Annotated in this window: 14 protein-coding genes; 11 read left to right on the top strand and 3 right to left on the bottom strand. The window is 66.3% G+C overall.

The window, feature by feature from the left end; translation table 11 throughout:
- The first annotated feature begins 245 nt into the window (after positions 1–245).
- The 4 genes from ACOJB8_RS39950 (at position 246) to ACOJB8_RS39935 (ending at position 3,433) form a co-directional block, all read left to right on the top strand.
- Positions 246–1,226: an ABC transporter substrate-binding protein gene (locus ACOJB8_RS39950; RefSeq protein ID WP_368730199.1), complete on the top strand. Its 981-nt coding sequence runs from the start codon at positions 246–248 to the stop codon at positions 1,224–1,226.
- Positions 1,227–1,245: 19 nt separating this feature from the next.
- Positions 1,246–2,220, top strand: coding sequence for an ABC transporter permease subunit (locus ACOJB8_RS39945; protein WP_368684403.1), 975 nt, complete (start codon positions 1,246–1,248; stop codon positions 2,218–2,220).
- A complete protein-coding gene (locus tag ACOJB8_RS39940; protein WP_475017720.1) occupies positions 2,217–2,993 on the top strand; it encodes an ATP-binding cassette domain-containing protein in 777 nt (258 codons plus the stop codon). The genes ACOJB8_RS39945 and ACOJB8_RS39940 overlap by 4 nt, the downstream gene beginning before the upstream one ends.
- Positions 2,994–3,079: 86 nt before the next feature.
- A complete protein-coding gene (locus ACOJB8_RS39935) occupies positions 3,080–3,433 on the top strand; it encodes a DOPA 4,5-dioxygenase family protein (protein ID WP_475017718.1) in 354 nt (117 codons plus the stop codon).
- Positions 3,434–3,499: 66 nt separating this feature from the next.
- Here ACOJB8_RS39935 and ACOJB8_RS39930 read toward each other — a convergent pair whose 3' ends face one another.
- Positions 3,500–4,858, bottom strand: a complete 1,359-nt coding sequence (locus ACOJB8_RS39930) for an MFS transporter (RefSeq protein WP_368662042.1) — start codon at positions 4,856–4,858, stop codon at positions 3,500–3,502.
- Between the two features lie 267 nt (positions 4,859–5,125).
- On the opposite strand from ACOJB8_RS39930, the gene ACOJB8_RS39925 reads away from it, so the two are divergent.
- Positions 5,126–5,398 carry a hypothetical protein gene (locus ACOJB8_RS39925; protein ID WP_475017723.1) on the top strand — a complete coding sequence of 91 codons (273 nt, stop codon included), beginning with the start codon at positions 5,126–5,128 and terminating at the stop codon, positions 5,396–5,398.
- 13 nt (positions 5,399–5,411) lie between these two features.
- Here the strand turns inward: ACOJB8_RS39925 and ACOJB8_RS39920 are convergent, their stop codons facing one another.
- Positions 5,412–6,443: an aldose 1-epimerase gene (locus tag ACOJB8_RS39920; RefSeq protein ID WP_475017716.1), complete on the bottom strand. Its 1,032-nt coding sequence runs from the start codon at positions 6,441–6,443 to the stop codon at positions 5,412–5,414.
- Between the two features lie 199 nt (positions 6,444–6,642).
- On the opposite strand from ACOJB8_RS39920, the gene ACOJB8_RS39915 reads away from it, so the two are divergent.
- The 5 genes from ACOJB8_RS39915 to ACOJB8_RS39895 all read left to right on the top strand — a co-directional run bounded on the left by ACOJB8_RS39915 (position 6,643) and on the right by ACOJB8_RS39895 (position 12,690).
- Positions 6,643–7,731, top strand: a complete 1,089-nt coding sequence (locus ACOJB8_RS39915; RefSeq protein ID WP_083245737.1) for a LacI family DNA-binding transcriptional regulator — start codon at positions 6,643–6,645, stop codon at positions 7,729–7,731.
- A 190-nt stretch (positions 7,732–7,921) separates the two neighbouring features.
- Positions 7,922–8,956, top strand: a complete 1,035-nt coding sequence (locus tag ACOJB8_RS39910; protein WP_368662044.1) for an ABC transporter substrate-binding protein — start codon at positions 7,922–7,924, stop codon at positions 8,954–8,956.
- A gap of 14 nt (positions 8,957–8,970) precedes the next feature.
- Positions 8,971–10,566 (top strand): sugar ABC transporter ATP-binding protein, encoded by a 1,596-nt coding sequence (locus ACOJB8_RS39905; protein WP_475017714.1) that lies wholly within the window; start codon positions 8,971–8,973, stop codon positions 10,564–10,566.
- Between the two features lie 77 nt (positions 10,567–10,643).
- Complete coding sequence (locus ACOJB8_RS39900; protein WP_368607095.1) at positions 10,644–11,639, top strand: ABC transporter permease; 996 nt, start codon at positions 10,644–10,646, stop codon at positions 11,637–11,639.
- A gap of 4 nt (positions 11,640–11,643) precedes the next feature.
- Positions 11,644–12,690 carry an ABC transporter permease gene (locus tag ACOJB8_RS39895; protein ID WP_475017711.1) on the top strand — a complete coding sequence of 349 codons (1,047 nt, stop codon included), beginning with the start codon at positions 11,644–11,646 and terminating at the stop codon, positions 12,688–12,690.
- Positions 12,691–12,736: 46 nt separating this feature from the next.
- Here the strand turns inward: ACOJB8_RS39895 and ACOJB8_RS39890 are convergent, their stop codons facing one another.
- A complete protein-coding gene (locus ACOJB8_RS39890; protein ID WP_368662048.1) occupies positions 12,737–13,174 on the bottom strand; it encodes a hypothetical protein in 438 nt (145 codons plus the stop codon).
- A 143-nt stretch (positions 13,175–13,317) separates the two neighbouring features.
- Between ACOJB8_RS39890 and ACOJB8_RS39885 the strand changes: the two genes are divergently transcribed.
- Positions 13,318–13,545 (top strand): hypothetical protein, encoded by a 228-nt coding sequence (locus ACOJB8_RS39885; protein WP_370684357.1) that lies wholly within the window; start codon positions 13,318–13,320, stop codon positions 13,543–13,545.
- Positions 13,546–13,687: the final 142 nt, after the last annotated feature.

Here is a 13,687-nt window from a genome sequence, read left to right as displayed (position 1 = left end):
CGCTCGGTTATCCGCACTGGGAAGAGACGCAAAACCCGGCGTATCGGTTGTTCCTGCAATGAAAATAGTCAGTCGTCCCACCAATCGGGACGTCTGCATCCGAAGCGCATAAAGCGTCGAAAGAGTGCAGGAAAACACCAGGCCCCACGGCAGAGCGCGTCAGTATACTGAGCCACTGCTGCCGGGCGTGGTCGCCTCGGGAAGATTGGGCGCCGTGCGTCGGACTCACCTGGAGGAAGACAAACATGTTGCGCATCGCTCTTGGCTGTCTGATGGCTCTTTCCACGATCGTCGCCGGCGCGTTGCCCGGCGTGGCGCACGCGGATGCGGCGCATCCCGTCGTCGCGCTGCTGCCCGGCGTCACCGATCCCTTCTACTTCACGATGCATCGCGGCGCCGAACGCGCGGCGAAGGAAGAAAACATCCAGTTGCTGTTCCAGGTTCCGAAGGCCTGGAACACCACGGAGCAGGTGCCAATCCTCAAGGCGTTCATCGCCAAGCATCCCGACGTGCTGCTCGTCTCGCCCGTCGACAAGCAACAGCTCATCGGCCCGCTCAAGGAAGCCGCCGACGCCGGCATCAAGGTCATCACCGTCGACACCTATATCGGCGACGGCCATTATCAAAGCGGCAAGGGCGACGCCGACTTCCCGCTCTCCTATGTGGCTTCCGACAACCTGGAAGGCGGCCACGTGGCGGCGCGCTCGCTCGCCAAAGCGATCGGCGACAAGGGCACCGTCTATTGCGAGAACAACAAGCCGGGCATTTCCAGCACCGACGCGCGCGCGCAAGGTTTCATGGAAGAGATGAAGAAGCACCCCAACATCAAGGTGCTCGAGACGCAGTACAACGAGGACGACGCCAATCGCGCCGCCTCGCACGTGGCGGCGGTACTCGCGCGCAATCCCGACCTTGCGGGCGTATTCGGCGCCAACACGTTTTCGGGTGCAGGCGCGGCGCAAGGCGTGAAGAACGCGGGCAAGCAGGGCGTGGTGAAGGTCGTCGTGTTCGACGCCGTGCCGGGCATCGACGAGCAGATCAGAAGCGGCCTCGTCGATATCGCCATCGCGCAGCTTCCCGACGAGATGGGCTATGACGCCGTGAAGTTCGCCGCCGACACCATCCACGGCAAGAAGATTCCCACCTACAAGGGCACGGGCTTCGTGGTGCTGGACAGGTCGAATATCGACAAGCCGGAGATGAAGCAGTACATCTACTCGAACTAAGCCGCGCGAACAGAGCCACATGAACGACAAACGACTCGACAGGCTCGCGCTCGTCAGCAAGGTCTGGCCGTGGCTCTTTCTCGGCACGCTGCTCGTCTTCTTCGAGGCGTGGGCGCGCATCTCGGCGCACCGGTCATTCGTGTTCAACGCGTACAACATGCAGTCGATCGGCCTTGCCGCGAGCGCGCCGTTGTTGCTGGCCATCGGTCAGACCTTCGTGATCATCACCGCGGGCATCGATCTTTCGGTGGGCTTCGTGATGGGGCTCGCGGCGGTGTGCGTCGCACAGTTCACGATTCCCGGCGGCGCATCGCCGTGGATCCTGTTGATGTCGATACCACTCACGGTGCTCGTATGCCTGATTCCGGGCTTCGTGAACGGCGTGTTGATCGCGCGCCTGGGCGTGCCCGCTTTCATCGGCACGCTCGGCATGTATGGGGTCGCGCGCGGCGTGGGCTTTCTCGCTGCGGGCAGCGGCATGACCGTCTCCGTGAACAATCCTGGGCTCGCGTGGCTCGGCAGCGGCTGGACACCCGTGATCCTCACGGCCGTGCTGCTCGTCATCATGCACTTCGTGCTCTCGCAAACGCGCTTCGGTCAGTACACCTACGCAGTAGGCGGCAATCCGCAGTCGGCGGTGCGCGCGGGCATCAACGTACGCCGTCATCTGTTCGCGATCTATCTGATTGCGGCGGCCTTCGCGGCGGTGGGCGGCATCGTCTACACAGCGCGCTTCGCTGCGGGCGCGGCCAATGCGGGTGAACCCATGCTGCTCGATTCGATCGCGGCGGTCGTGATCGGCGGCGCGAGTCTCTTTGGCGGGACCGGCAACGTCATCGGCACGCTGATCGGCGCGCTCATCATCGCCGTGATCGAATTCGGGCTCGTGTTCATCGACGTCAACGCGTTCTGGCAATTCATCGTGGTCGGCATCGTCATCATTCTTTCGGTGCTGATCGACCAGTACAAGGATCGGCTCGGAGGCGCGCAATGAGCGATGAGAGCGCCACGCCGATTCTGGAGGCGCGTGATGTCTCGATCCGCTTTGGTGGCGTGGAGGCGCTCAAGCGTGTGTCGTTGCGGCTGATGCCCGGCGAAGTGCTTGCGCTCGCGGGCGACAACGGCGCGGGCAAGTCCACCCTCATCAAGATTCTCTCTGGCGTGTATCGCGCCGATGCGGGCGATCTGCATTTCGAAGGGCGGCCGCTCCAGCTGCGCGACCCGCAGGATGCGCGCTCGCAGGGCATCGAAACCATCTATCAGGATCTCGCGCTCGCCGACAATCTCGACGTGGGCAGCAACATCTTCCTCGGCCGCGAACCCGTGCGACGGCTACTCGGCTTCCAGGTGATCGACCGGCCGCACATGACGCGGGTGGCGCGCGAAGTGCTCGAGCGGCTCGATATCGTGATTCCGCCGCGCAAGCTCACGGGCCCCGTGAAAATGCTCTCGGGCGGCCAGCGCCAGGCCATTGCGATAGGCCGCGCGATTTACTGGAACGCGCGCGTGCTCATCATGGACGAGCCCACCGCGGCGCTCGGCGTGCCCGAGCAACGCAAGGTGATGGAGTTGATCCGCGGACTCAAGGCGCAGGGCGTGGCCGTGATTCTCATCTCGCACAACCTGCACGATATTTTCGCGGTGGCGGAGCGCATCGTCGTGCTGCGGCGCGGCGAAGTGGCGGGCGAGCGGCGCGTCTCGGAAACCGACGGCGACGAAATCGTGCGGCTGATGGTCGGCGACACGTATTCGAACGGCGCGCACTGAAACCTCGCGTGGTGCGTTCGCCTGCGCGGTGCGCGCATTCGATGGACAATGTCGGCTCGAACCCTCACCGCATTCCTGCTTCCACCATGAACCACCTCGATCCCGCCGAAATCACGAGCTGGCACGCCCACGTCTATTTCGACGCGGCGATGCGCGACGCCGCATGGACCTTGCGCGAGGCGATCGATGCCCGCTTCGGCGAGATCGTGCAGATCGGCCGCTTTCACGAGCGCCCGGTCGGGCCGCATCCAATGTGGTCGTATCAGCTCGCCATTACGCGAGAGCATTTCACGACGGTCGTCGAATGGCTCACGCTCAATCACGGCGCACTCGACGTGTTCGTGCATCCGAACACCACCGATGCCCTGCGCGATCATCGCGACGCCGCCGTGTGGATCGGCCATTCGCACAGGCTCAATCTCGGCGCGCTCGGCGGCTGATCGCTCTGCGGATTGCGCCGGCCCGTGGCCTGCGGCACGGCGCAATCATCGATACGCCCGCGGGCCTCAGTGCCCGAACGACTCCGTCTTTGCCGCCGACGATCCGCTCGTCTGCGGCCGCGCGGCCTGCTTGATGAGCAGTGCGGCGCCGGCAATCAGACCGGCGACGGCAACCGTCGCGAAGATGCCCGCAAACGTGAAGTGCCGGCGCGCGAGTTCGGCCACGAGGAACGAGCCCGCAATGCCGCCGAAGCGCCCGATGCCGAGCATCCAGGCCACGCCGGTGCCGCGCCCCTGGGTGGGATAGAACGCGGCGGCGAGCGCGGGCATCGACGATTGCGCCGTGTTCATCAGCACGCCGGCCACGAACACCACGAGCACGAGCAGGGCCACGTTACCCGCTGCCTGGCCGATGAGCCACACCGAAAGCGCGGTGAGCACGTAGCACGCGGCGATGATGCGGTTCGCGTTGAAGCGGTCCATCAGCATGCCGCTCAGCACCGCGCCCACGCCGCCGAGCGGGAAGAGTGCCGAAATCAGCGTGGCGCTCGAGGCCGTGAGGCCGGAGTCTTTGAGCAGGAGCGGCATCCAGTTGATCGACGCGTAGAAGATCACGAGCCCCATGAAATACGCGACCCACAGCATCACCGAGCCGACGAGGTACATCGGCGAAAGCACCACGCCGAGGCCCTTGCTTTGCGTCTGCGGCGCGTGCTCCGTCATCGTGAACACCTGCGCCTTGGCGGCGTCGGGCGAGATGCGGGCGAGCGCGGCGCGAATACGCTCGACGGGCCGCTGGTTCGCCACCATGTAGCGCACCGATTCCGGCATGCGCAGGAAGAGCGGCACGGCGAGCACGAGCGGCGTCACGCCGCCAAGCATGAGCACGCTGCGCCAGCCGAAATGCGGAATCATCCACGCCGCGAGAAAGCCGCCGCAGGCCGCGCCGAGCGGAAAGCCGCAGAACATCAGATTGATTACGGTGGCGCGGTTCCGGTCGGGGCAGAACTCGCCCATCATCGTGACCGCGTTCGGCATGGCGGCGCCGAGACCCACGCCCGTAATGAAGCGCAGCCACGTGAGTTCGCCGATGCTGGTGGAGAACGCCGAAGCGAGGCAGGTCACGCCGAACAGCAACACCGAGCCGACCAGCATGGCGCGGCGCCCGAGGCGATCGGAAAGCGGTCCGGACACGAGTGCGCCGCAAGCAAGGCCGAAGAGCGCCGCACTCAGCACGGGCGCGAGCGCGGGTTTGGGGATGCCCCATTCGCCGAGCAGCGAAGGCGCGATGAAGCCGATCGCGGCAGTGTCGAAACCGTCGAGCAGGACGATGACGAAACACATCGCGAAGATGAACCACTGGAACGGCGAGAACGGATGTTCGTTGATGAAGGTCTGGACGTCGACGGCACGCGGCTGGTCCATGGTTTTGTCTCCTGTCGACCGAGGTTGTCGTTGTATCGGCCCGCCGTGGCGAGCCGCTTTTTCTGGTTTGCCTTACAACCCGGAATAGTAACCGCAGCGCGGCGTTTGCTGGAAATCATTATGGGGCGTGGCAGGCGGCCGTCTGCTAGCCTGAAAGCAGCACGGCGAGCACTCGCGTGCCGCAAGCGTGTCGCGTTGCGCGACAAGGAGTGCCAGATGAAGCTTTTCTTCGCCCACGCGGCCATGCCGTGCCTTATGGCAAGCGCTATGCTGGCAGGCGCGCCCAGCCAGGTTTTTGGCCAGCTCGCGCCGAACGACGACCTGCGTACGCCGCAAAACAGCCTCGCGCTCATGCCGGGCGCCCAGCCCGGCAGCGAATACCCGACCCACGGCAATCGCCAGGCCGGCGAGATGCCGGTCGGTCCCACCGATCCGCGCGGGCAACTCGCGAACGGCCACCCGAACAACGCCGAGGCGGGCGGCTACGGCGCGCCGTTGGCGGGCGTGCGCTCGGGTGGGCAGAGCGGCGCCGGCATGTGAGCGACCGACCGCTTCAGGTCCACTCGGGTTGCCAGGCAAGCTGGGCTTCGAGTGTTTCGCCGGGCGCGAGCACGGTGCCGCCCACGTCGATGCGCTGCACGGTGCCTTCGTGACGCAGATTGAGCCAGTCCGTCGTGTTGCTGACAGGTTCGGCGCAGAAGTAGGGCAGGCCGGGTGGACAGAAGACCACGAAGAAGTCGAGTGGCGTGCTCGCGCGCAGCGCGAGGCGACGGCCTTCGTGCGGCCATTCGATGACCGCCTCGCGGCGCCAGCCGGAGAAGTTGTTGTCGAGGTCGAAGTCGTCGACGATCAGGCCGGCCTGCAGCGCGTCGACGGCTGGGTGCGCGCTGAGCGAGACCGGCAGCACTTCCGTGTCGATCTCCCACATGGCGCGCACGCGCGCGGCGATACGCGTGCCGGGCGAGCGCGGATAGTACGGGTGATGGCCCAGACCGAACGGCATGGGCCGCGCGGCCAGGTTGCGCGCCCACAGGCGCACGGTGAGGCCGCTGGCGTCGAGCGTGAGGTGCTGGCGCGCCTCGTAGCGAAACGGCCAGCCGGTGCCGACGTGAGAACTGGCCTTGCGCGATCCGTGGGGTCCGTGCGCTTCATGTGACTCGTTCGGCTCGTGCAGGAAGTGCAGCGTGAGCGTATCAGCCGTTTGCGCCTCGACCGCCCAGGGGCGCCGCCATGCGTGGCCATGCAGCGCGTGGCGCAGCGCGCCGGTGCCGCTCGGCAAGTCGATCATCTCGCCTTCGAAGCGGAATCGCCCGTCGCGGATGCGGTTGCAGTACGGCATCAGCGGAAAGCTCGCCATGCCTAGCGGATCGCGCGCGTCGATGGCGGCGCGCGTGGCGGGACGCAGCCAGTGCGACGCAGGGGTCTGGCCGGCTGCGTCGTAGAACGCCGCGATCGAGCCGCCGACGTGCGGCGCGACGAGCGCGCGCGCGTCGCCATGGGCCAGCGTGACGAGTTGGCCGTCGTCGAGCGCGGCGGCGTCGAATGCGATCTCCGGGGGCGACGAGGGTGTCGGTCGGGCAGTCAAATGAGCGTTCTCCAAGTGCATCGTTTTATTACTAATAAAAGATAATATAGGCGCTGAAATCGCTGATGATTCCGCCAAAAAATGGTGACATGCTCCAATTGATGGCCAAAATTATTAGTGCTACGCTTCGGGCCAACAGCGCGGCCCCGAGCGCGCGCCGCCGCGCCGCGCAGCCCTCCCGCAGTCCCCCTCAGATCCGATGAAAAAATCGACGCAACGCCGCCCGACCATGACCGACATCGCGAAGGCCGCCGGCGTATCGCAATCGACGGTTTCCCTCGTGCTCAACGGCGCGGTCGGCGCCAAGCTTTCCGAAGCGACGCGCCTGAAGGTGCACGAGGTCGCGCAATCGCTTGGCTACCAGTTGCCGATCCGCGCGGTGCAGACGCCCGCCCCCGCAGGCGAGCGCAATCTCATCGTCTATCTCGCCGACGAAGTCTCGACGAGTCCGCATCCGGTCGTGAGCATCGACGGCGCGCGCGACGCCGCCTGGAACAACGGCTGTCTGCTCGCGGTGTTCTCGACGCATGGCAACGCACAGATGGAGCAGCAGGTGCTGCAAACTCTCGCCATGCCGAACGTGCTCGGCGTGATCTACGCGACCGTGTACACGCGCAAGGTCACGGTGCCGCCCGCCCTGCTGAAGGTGCCGGCCGTGCTGCTCAACTGCTACGCGTCCGATCACGCGCTCTCTTCGGTCGTGCCGGCCGAAGTGGCGGGCGGCCATACGGCCACCGAATATCTGATCGAAGCGGGGCACCGGCGCATCGGCTTCATCAATGGCGAAACCTGGCAGGACGCCGCGAAAGACCGTCTGAAGGGCTATCGCCAGGCGCTCGCGACTGCGGACCTGCTGTTCGACGAACGCCTCGTGCGCGACGGCGACTGGAGTTCGGGCAAGGGTTTCGAACTCACGCTCTCGCTCATGCGCGAGCCGAATCCGCCCACCGCGATTTTCTGCGCCAACGACCTGACGGCGATCGGTGCGATCGAAGCGCTCAAGCAACTCGGGCTGCGCGTGCCCGAAGACGTTTCCGTAATGGGCTACGACGACCAGGAAATCGCGCGTCACACCCACCCGCCGCTCACCACCGTCGTGCTGCCCAACTACGAGCTTGGGCGCTGGGCCGTCGAGACGCTGCTGCAGGAAGAGCAGAACCGCAGCGCCGGCGCGCCGGTGCGCCACCGCACCGTGAAGCTCGACGGGCCGCTCATCGAACGGACCTCGGTGTGCGCGCCGGACTCTGCTTCCCCCGTGAATACCCTCATTAATATCTCTGAAAATTGACTGGTAATATTAGTTGAAGCAGTGACGGTAATAATTCGGCGTCGAGCCTCATGCGCGGCACCGATGAAACAAGAAAGACAAATAACGCCGCGGTGGGGCCGTAGGCCTGCGCCGTTCATGTCATTCACAGCTTTGCATGGGACCGCACCCGGCGTCGAAGCGTCAGGTGTGCGGTCGACAGGAGACAGCCATGCGTCATCAACGAATCCAGTCCGCCCTCATCGCCGCCGGGTTTTGCTTCGCGAGCGCGTTCGCCGCGAGCGCTCACGCGCAGTCCACCGCCGGCGCGCAGAAAGTCCAGTCGAATTCCAGCGAGAGCTGCACGAATGCCAAACCGGCCGGCAAGAAGCTGAGCGACATGGTGGTGGGGTTCTCTCAGTCGGAGAATGAACAGAACCCGTTCCGGGCGACCGAAACCGCCTCGGTTCGCGCAGCGGCGAAGGAAGCGGGCGTGAAGCGTCTCCTGTATACGAACGCGAACGCCAACCAGGCGAAGCAGGTCGCAGACATCGAAAGCATGATCAACCAGGGCGCCGAGGCGCTCATCATTGCGCCCAACGACTCCACAGGCCTGCAGCCCGCGCTCGCCCAGGCGCGCGCGAAGGGTATCCCCGTCGTGACGATCGACCGGCAGACGGCGGGCACGGTGTGCGACGACTTCATCACGTTCCTCGGCTCCGACTTCTACAAGCAGGGCGAGCGCGCGGCGAAGGCGCTGGCAGACGCCACGGGCGGCAACGCGATCATCGCCGAGATCCAGGGCGGCTACGGCAACACGGTGGAAAGCCAGCGCACGGACGGCTTTGCGAACGGCCTCAAGCCCTATCCCGGCATGAAGATCATTGCGGCGCAAACCGCGAACTGGTCGACGACCGAAGCGCAGAAGGTGATGGAGCAGATCCTGCTCGCGCACCCGGACGTCAACGCCGTCTACACCCACGCCGACACGATGACGGTCGGCGCGATCAAGGCGCTGCGCCAGGCCGGCAAGCTCAACGGCGTGAAGATCGTCTCGATCGACGGCACGAAGGAAATCGTCACGGACATTTCGAACGGCATTGTCGCTGCTGACGTCGAAACGAACCCTCGCTTCGGTCCGCTCGCCTTCAAGTCGCTGGAAGACTATCTCGCGGGCAAGCCGGTGCCGCAAAAGCAGATCATGGATGACGCGCTGTTCGACCGGAACAACGCGCAGCCGTCGCTCGCGCAGGGCAAGGTCTACTGAGCTGCGTCCGCACGATGACGACGAGCGCCCCCGCCGATCGCACCGGTCGCGCCGGTTCCGCCACGGCCACGCCGCGCGCCGTGCTCGAAACGCACGGCGTTTCGAAGACCTTCGGCGTGGTGCGCGCGCTGCGCGACGTCTCGCTCACGCTGCGCGCGGGCGAGGTGCACGGCCTCGTGGGCGAGAACGGCGCGGGCAAGTCCACGCTGATCAAGGTCCTCACCGGCTTTCATCAGCCCGACTCGGGCGCGCTCACGCTCGACGGCGCGGACGTCGCGTTCGACAGTCCGCGCGCCGCGCAGGGCGCGGGCGTGTGCGCCGTGTATCAGGAAATCAACCTGATACCGGAGCGCAGCGTGGCCGACAACATCTTTCTGTGCCGTGAACCGAAACGCTTCGGCATCCTGATCGACAGGAAGCGCATGCTCGAGCGCGCCGCCGACATCGTGCAGCGCTACCGGCTCGCGGTCGATCCGGCCGCGCGTCTCGGCTCGCTCGGGCTCGGCGCGCAGCAGATGGTGGCGATTGCGCGCGGCGTTTCGCTGGGCGCGCGCGTGCTGATCCTCGACGAACCGACTTCGGCCCTGAGCGGTGCGGAGGTGGACGTGCTGTTCGAAGTCGTCGATCGTCTGCGCGCCGAGGGCATTGCACTGCTGTTCGTGAGCCACCGGCTTTCCGAATGCTACCGGCTGTGCGATCGCTTTACGGTGATGCGCGACGGCGCAGTGGTCCGCACGGGTACGCCCGCAGAACTGCCGCGCGCGGCATTGATCGCGGCCATGCTGGGCCGCGAGAGCGCGGGCGCGCACGCCTGGGCCGAGCGCTCGGGCAGCGCCGATGCCGACGCCACGCCTGCGCTCGCCGTCGACCATTTGCAGTGGGGCAACCGCGTGCGCGACGTGTCTCTGCGCGTGGCCCGCAAGGAGATCGTCGGGCTGGCCGGCCTGCTCGGCTCGGGCCGCACGGAAACATTCAAGACGATCTTCGGCGCGCAAAAGGCCGATGGCGGCGAGGTCGATGTCGCTGGCCGCGCGCTCACGCATGCCAACCCGGCGCGCTCGATCGGACGCGGGCTCGCCTTCCTCTCCGAAGACCGCCGCGCGGAAGGCATCTTTCCACGTCTCTCGGTGCGCGAGAACATCGTCGCAAGCTTGCTGCCGCGCATTTCTCGCTTCGGCTTCATCTCGCGTGCGAAGGAAGCGCAAGTGGTGCGGGACTCGATCGAGCGGCTCGGCATCAAGACGGCCGGGCCCGGCGCACTCATCACGACGCTCTCGGGCGGCAATCAGCAAAAGGCGCTGATCGCGCGCTGCCTCTCTACGCGCCCAACGGTGCTGCTGCTCGACGATCCCACGCGCGGCATCGACGTCGGCGCGAAAGAGGAGGTGCATCGCGTCGTGCAGGAGCTTGCGCAGGAGGGGCTCGCGGTGGTGGTCACATCCTCGGAGATGGAAGAGCTGCTTGCGCTGACCGACCGCCTCGTCGTGCTCAACGAAGGCGCGACCGAGGGCGGCATGCCGACCGCCGGCGCGCATCCCGACGATGTGCTCGCCGTGCTGGCCGGCGCCGGATCCGACGCCAGCGCCGACCACGGCGACGGCACCGCGTGAGCAACCCCGCGCCAAACCCGCCACAATCCACGACAACCGCTCCGATGGCGACCAACCTTGAATCGAACGAGGCAAGCTTGAGCCCCTCGAATCCTTCGAATTCCTCGAGCCGTTCCGTCTCGGCGGCGACCGGCGCCGAGGCGCGCGCGCGGACCTGGCGCGCGGTGCTGCGCGAGCACAGCGTGTACTTCGCGCTCGCCGCGCTCGTCGCGTTCAATCTCGCCGTCACGCCCGGCTTCTCGAATCCCTTCGCGGCGCGCAGCCTGCTGTTCGAGGCGGCGCCGATCGTGCTGATCGCACTGGGCCAGAATCTCGCGATTGCGACGCGCGGCATCGATCTCTCCGTAGGCTCGGTGATGGCGCTCGCCAGCGCGTCGATCGCCGTGTTCCTGCCGTATGGCGTGGGCCCGGCGCTCGTGGGCGCGGTCGCGGTGGGCGCCGTCGTCGGCTTTTGCAACGGGTTCCTCGTCGCGCTGCTGGCCATCGATCCGCTGATCTCGAGCCTCGCCTTGCTGGTCGCCGCGCGCGGGCTTGCGCAGGCGCTGCTGGGTGGCTCGCGCGTGAATCTGCCCGACACACCCGGGTTCGATCTGCTCGGCGCCGCCGCGCTCGGCCCGCTGCCCGTCGTCATGCTGATCGCGCTCGGGCTCGCGGTGGTGGTCGCGTTCGTCGTGCGGCGCACGACCTTCGGGCGCTACGCGATTCTCGTGGGCGCGAGCCGCGGCGCCGCGTTTCTCGCGGGCATTCCGGTGCGGCGCACGCTCTTTCTCGTCTACGCGGTGAGCGGCACGCTTGCCGGACTCGCCGGCGTGTTCGCGTCATCGCGACTTGGCGCGGCGGATCCCAACTATGTGGGTGTGAACTTCGAACTCGATGCGATTGCCGCCTCGGTCATCGGGGGCACGCCGCTTTCGGGCGGACGCATCTCGATCGTCGGCGCGGTGTTCGGCGTGCTGCTGCTCCAGGTGCTCGATGCGAGCTTCATCATGAACAACATCAGCTTCACCTATGCGCAGATCCTCAAGGCGGTGTTCATCGTCGTCGCGCTGTATCTGCAACGCTCGGGAGGCTGACGCGATGCAAAACGCCAAACCAGTGGACGTTCAAACCGCCGCCACGCCGGGCGCCAATCGGCGCGCGCAAGTGATCGCGCTCGTGCAGTCGCGCGGGGCGATCGCGATGCTCGTGGTCGTGGCGCTCGTGGCCGGCATGGTGTTTCCCGACTTCCTGCGCCCCGCGAACCTCGCGGACATCGCGTCGAACGGTGCGTTTCTCGGGCTCGTCGCCGTGGGGCAGAGCATCGTCATCATCCTGGGCGGCTTCGATCTTTCGGTCGGGTCGATGGTCGGACTCGGCACGGTGCTGGCCGCCTATGCCGCGCCCTATGGCTGGGGCGCCGCGATGCTCGCGCCCGTGGCGGCGGGTTTCGTCGTCGGTCTGGTGAACGGCGTGCTGATCGCCCGCGCGCGCATGGCGCCGTTCATCGTCACGCTCGCGGCGCTGCTCGGGCTCAAGGGGCTCGCGCTCGTGCTCGCGAGCCAGGATCTGCTGATTGCCAATCCGGGTTTCTTCGCGCGCATCGCCAATGGCTCGGTGTTTGGCGTCAACAATCTCATCTGGGTGCTGGTGGTCGTCTATGCGCTGGGCGGCGCGCTGCTCAACCACACGCGCTTTGGCGCGGCGATCTTTGCGATCGGCGGCAACGAAGAGGCGGCGCGCATGCTGGGCGTGCGCGTGGAGCGCGTGAAGATACTCGCCTATGGATTGTCCGGTGCACTCGCCGGGCTCTCGGGGGCGCTGCTGGCGTCGCACCTGGACTCGGGGTTGTCGGGGGCGGGGACCGGCTACGAACTGCAGTCGATCGCCGCGGCTGTCATCGGCGGCGTGTTGCTCACGGGCGGCGTGGGAACGATGGCCGGACCGCTGGCCGGCGTGTTGCTGCTCGGTGTCATCGACAATGTGATCAATCAGGTCGGCACGCTGAGCCCTTACTATCAAAACCTGGCGAGCGGCGCATTCCTGCTTGCCGCGGTGATCGTGCAGACGGTGCTCACCGGCCGTCGGCACGGCGCCGCGCGGGCTGCGGCGGGCGCGACGCGGCGGCGGGCGGCCGTGGGCTCATAGCGGTCCTGAACTGCGCGGTTGCGGACGCGTTTGGCTGACGGCATGCCTATTGATGTGAAACGATCAGCTTGACGCGCGTCGAGCCATCGGTCTGCGCGGTGATCTCGGTCCGGCTGCCGCGCTGCCCCAGATAGAAGTGCTGGCGGCCAGGCGAGTTCACGTCGTGCGTTGCGTCGGGCAGGCACGAGGCAATGTCGGCGCCTACGCCTTCGAGCGCATTCGTCCCAGATCCGGCGTCGCGCGCGCTCCACACGCACTGAAAACTCCCGCCAGTCGTTGCGCACTGCGCGTCGTCGCCATAGGGTTGCGCGACGGCGTGTCCGTCGTCAGGACTCAGCGACGCGAAATGCTGCGGTGCTGCCGCGACGATGCGCTTGAGCGCCGCGCAGGGGCTCGCGCTGTCGTCCGCGTGAGCGGCCAGGGGGATGCCTGGTATGACAATGGCCGAGCAAAGCGCGAGGATCCGGGTGAGCGGTGGGTTCATGGCGTTCCGCTGCGTGAGAGCAGCGCCTCATCGTGGCAGGTGAGGGCAGCGCTGCAAGCGGCGTGCCGGGAATAGCCCTTGCAGGGTCGCGTCGGACTACGCATCACGAGGAGAACGCCATGAGGAAGCCGTTCGATCGCATGATGAAAGCGGGCGCATTGCTGGTCGGTCTAACCTTCGCGATGGCGAGCAGCGGCGAATCGCGCAACGAGCAGGAACATGCCTGCCGTGGCGATGCATTCCGCTTCTGCGCGAGAGCGATCCCGAACAAGGAGAAGATCAAGGCTTGCATGAAGCAGCACTACGATGAACTCTCGCCGCCGTGCAAGGCGCTGTTCGACCCGCCGACGACGGACGATCCGAAATCGTGAGCGCGAATGCCGCTCAGTGAAAGGAGGAGGCGCGTTGCGCCTCTTTTCAATTAAGTCGATGGGAAGGGCTTGCGGACTCGCGATCGAGGCGATAAGATTCGCCCCCTTCGCAGTTCGATGTCTCCGACGTCAGGGCAGCGAA

This window comes from Paraburkholderia sp. BR10141, assembly GCF_056155635.1.
This window is presented reverse-complemented; position numbering and strand designations above follow the sequence as displayed.

Excerpts from the sequence above, each read along its gene's own strand:
- ACOJB8_RS39925 (WP_475017723.1), top strand. The coding sequence starts at position 5,126 with ATGCTGGCAGGCGCGCCCAGCCAGGTTTTTGGCCAGCTCGCGCCGAAC.
- ACOJB8_RS39890 (WP_368662048.1), bottom strand. The coding sequence starts at position 13,174 with ATGAACCCACCGCTCACCCGGATCCTCGCGCTTTGCTCGGCCATTGTC.
- ACOJB8_RS39945 (WP_368684403.1), top strand. The coding sequence starts at position 1,246 with ATGAACGACAAACGACTCGACAGGCTCGCGCTCGTCAGCAAGGTCTGG.
- ACOJB8_RS39915 (WP_083245737.1), top strand. The coding sequence starts at position 6,643 with ATGAAAAAATCGACGCAACGCCGCCCGACCATGACCGACATCGCGAAG.
- ACOJB8_RS39940 (WP_475017720.1), top strand. The coding sequence starts at position 2,217 with ATGAGCGATGAGAGCGCCACGCCGATTCTGGAGGCGCGTGATGTCTCG.
- ACOJB8_RS39930 (WP_368662042.1), bottom strand. The coding sequence starts at position 4,858 with ATGGACCAGCCGCGTGCCGTCGACGTCCAGACCTTCATCAACGAACAT.
- ACOJB8_RS39935 (WP_475017718.1), top strand. The coding sequence starts at position 3,080 with ATGAACCACCTCGATCCCGCCGAAATCACGAGCTGGCACGCCCACGTC.
- ACOJB8_RS39895 (WP_475017711.1), top strand. The coding sequence starts at position 11,644 with ATGCAAAACGCCAAACCAGTGGACGTTCAAACCGCCGCCACGCCGGGC.
- ACOJB8_RS39905 (WP_475017714.1), top strand. The coding sequence starts at position 8,971 with ATGACGACGAGCGCCCCCGCCGATCGCACCGGTCGCGCCGGTTCCGCC.
- ACOJB8_RS39885 (WP_370684357.1), top strand. The coding sequence starts at position 13,318 with ATGAAAGCGGGCGCATTGCTGGTCGGTCTAACCTTCGCGATGGCGAGC.
- ACOJB8_RS39950 (WP_368730199.1), top strand. The coding sequence starts at position 246 with ATGTTGCGCATCGCTCTTGGCTGTCTGATGGCTCTTTCCACGATCGTC.
- ACOJB8_RS39910 (WP_368662044.1), top strand. The coding sequence starts at position 7,922 with ATGCGTCATCAACGAATCCAGTCCGCCCTCATCGCCGCCGGGTTTTGC.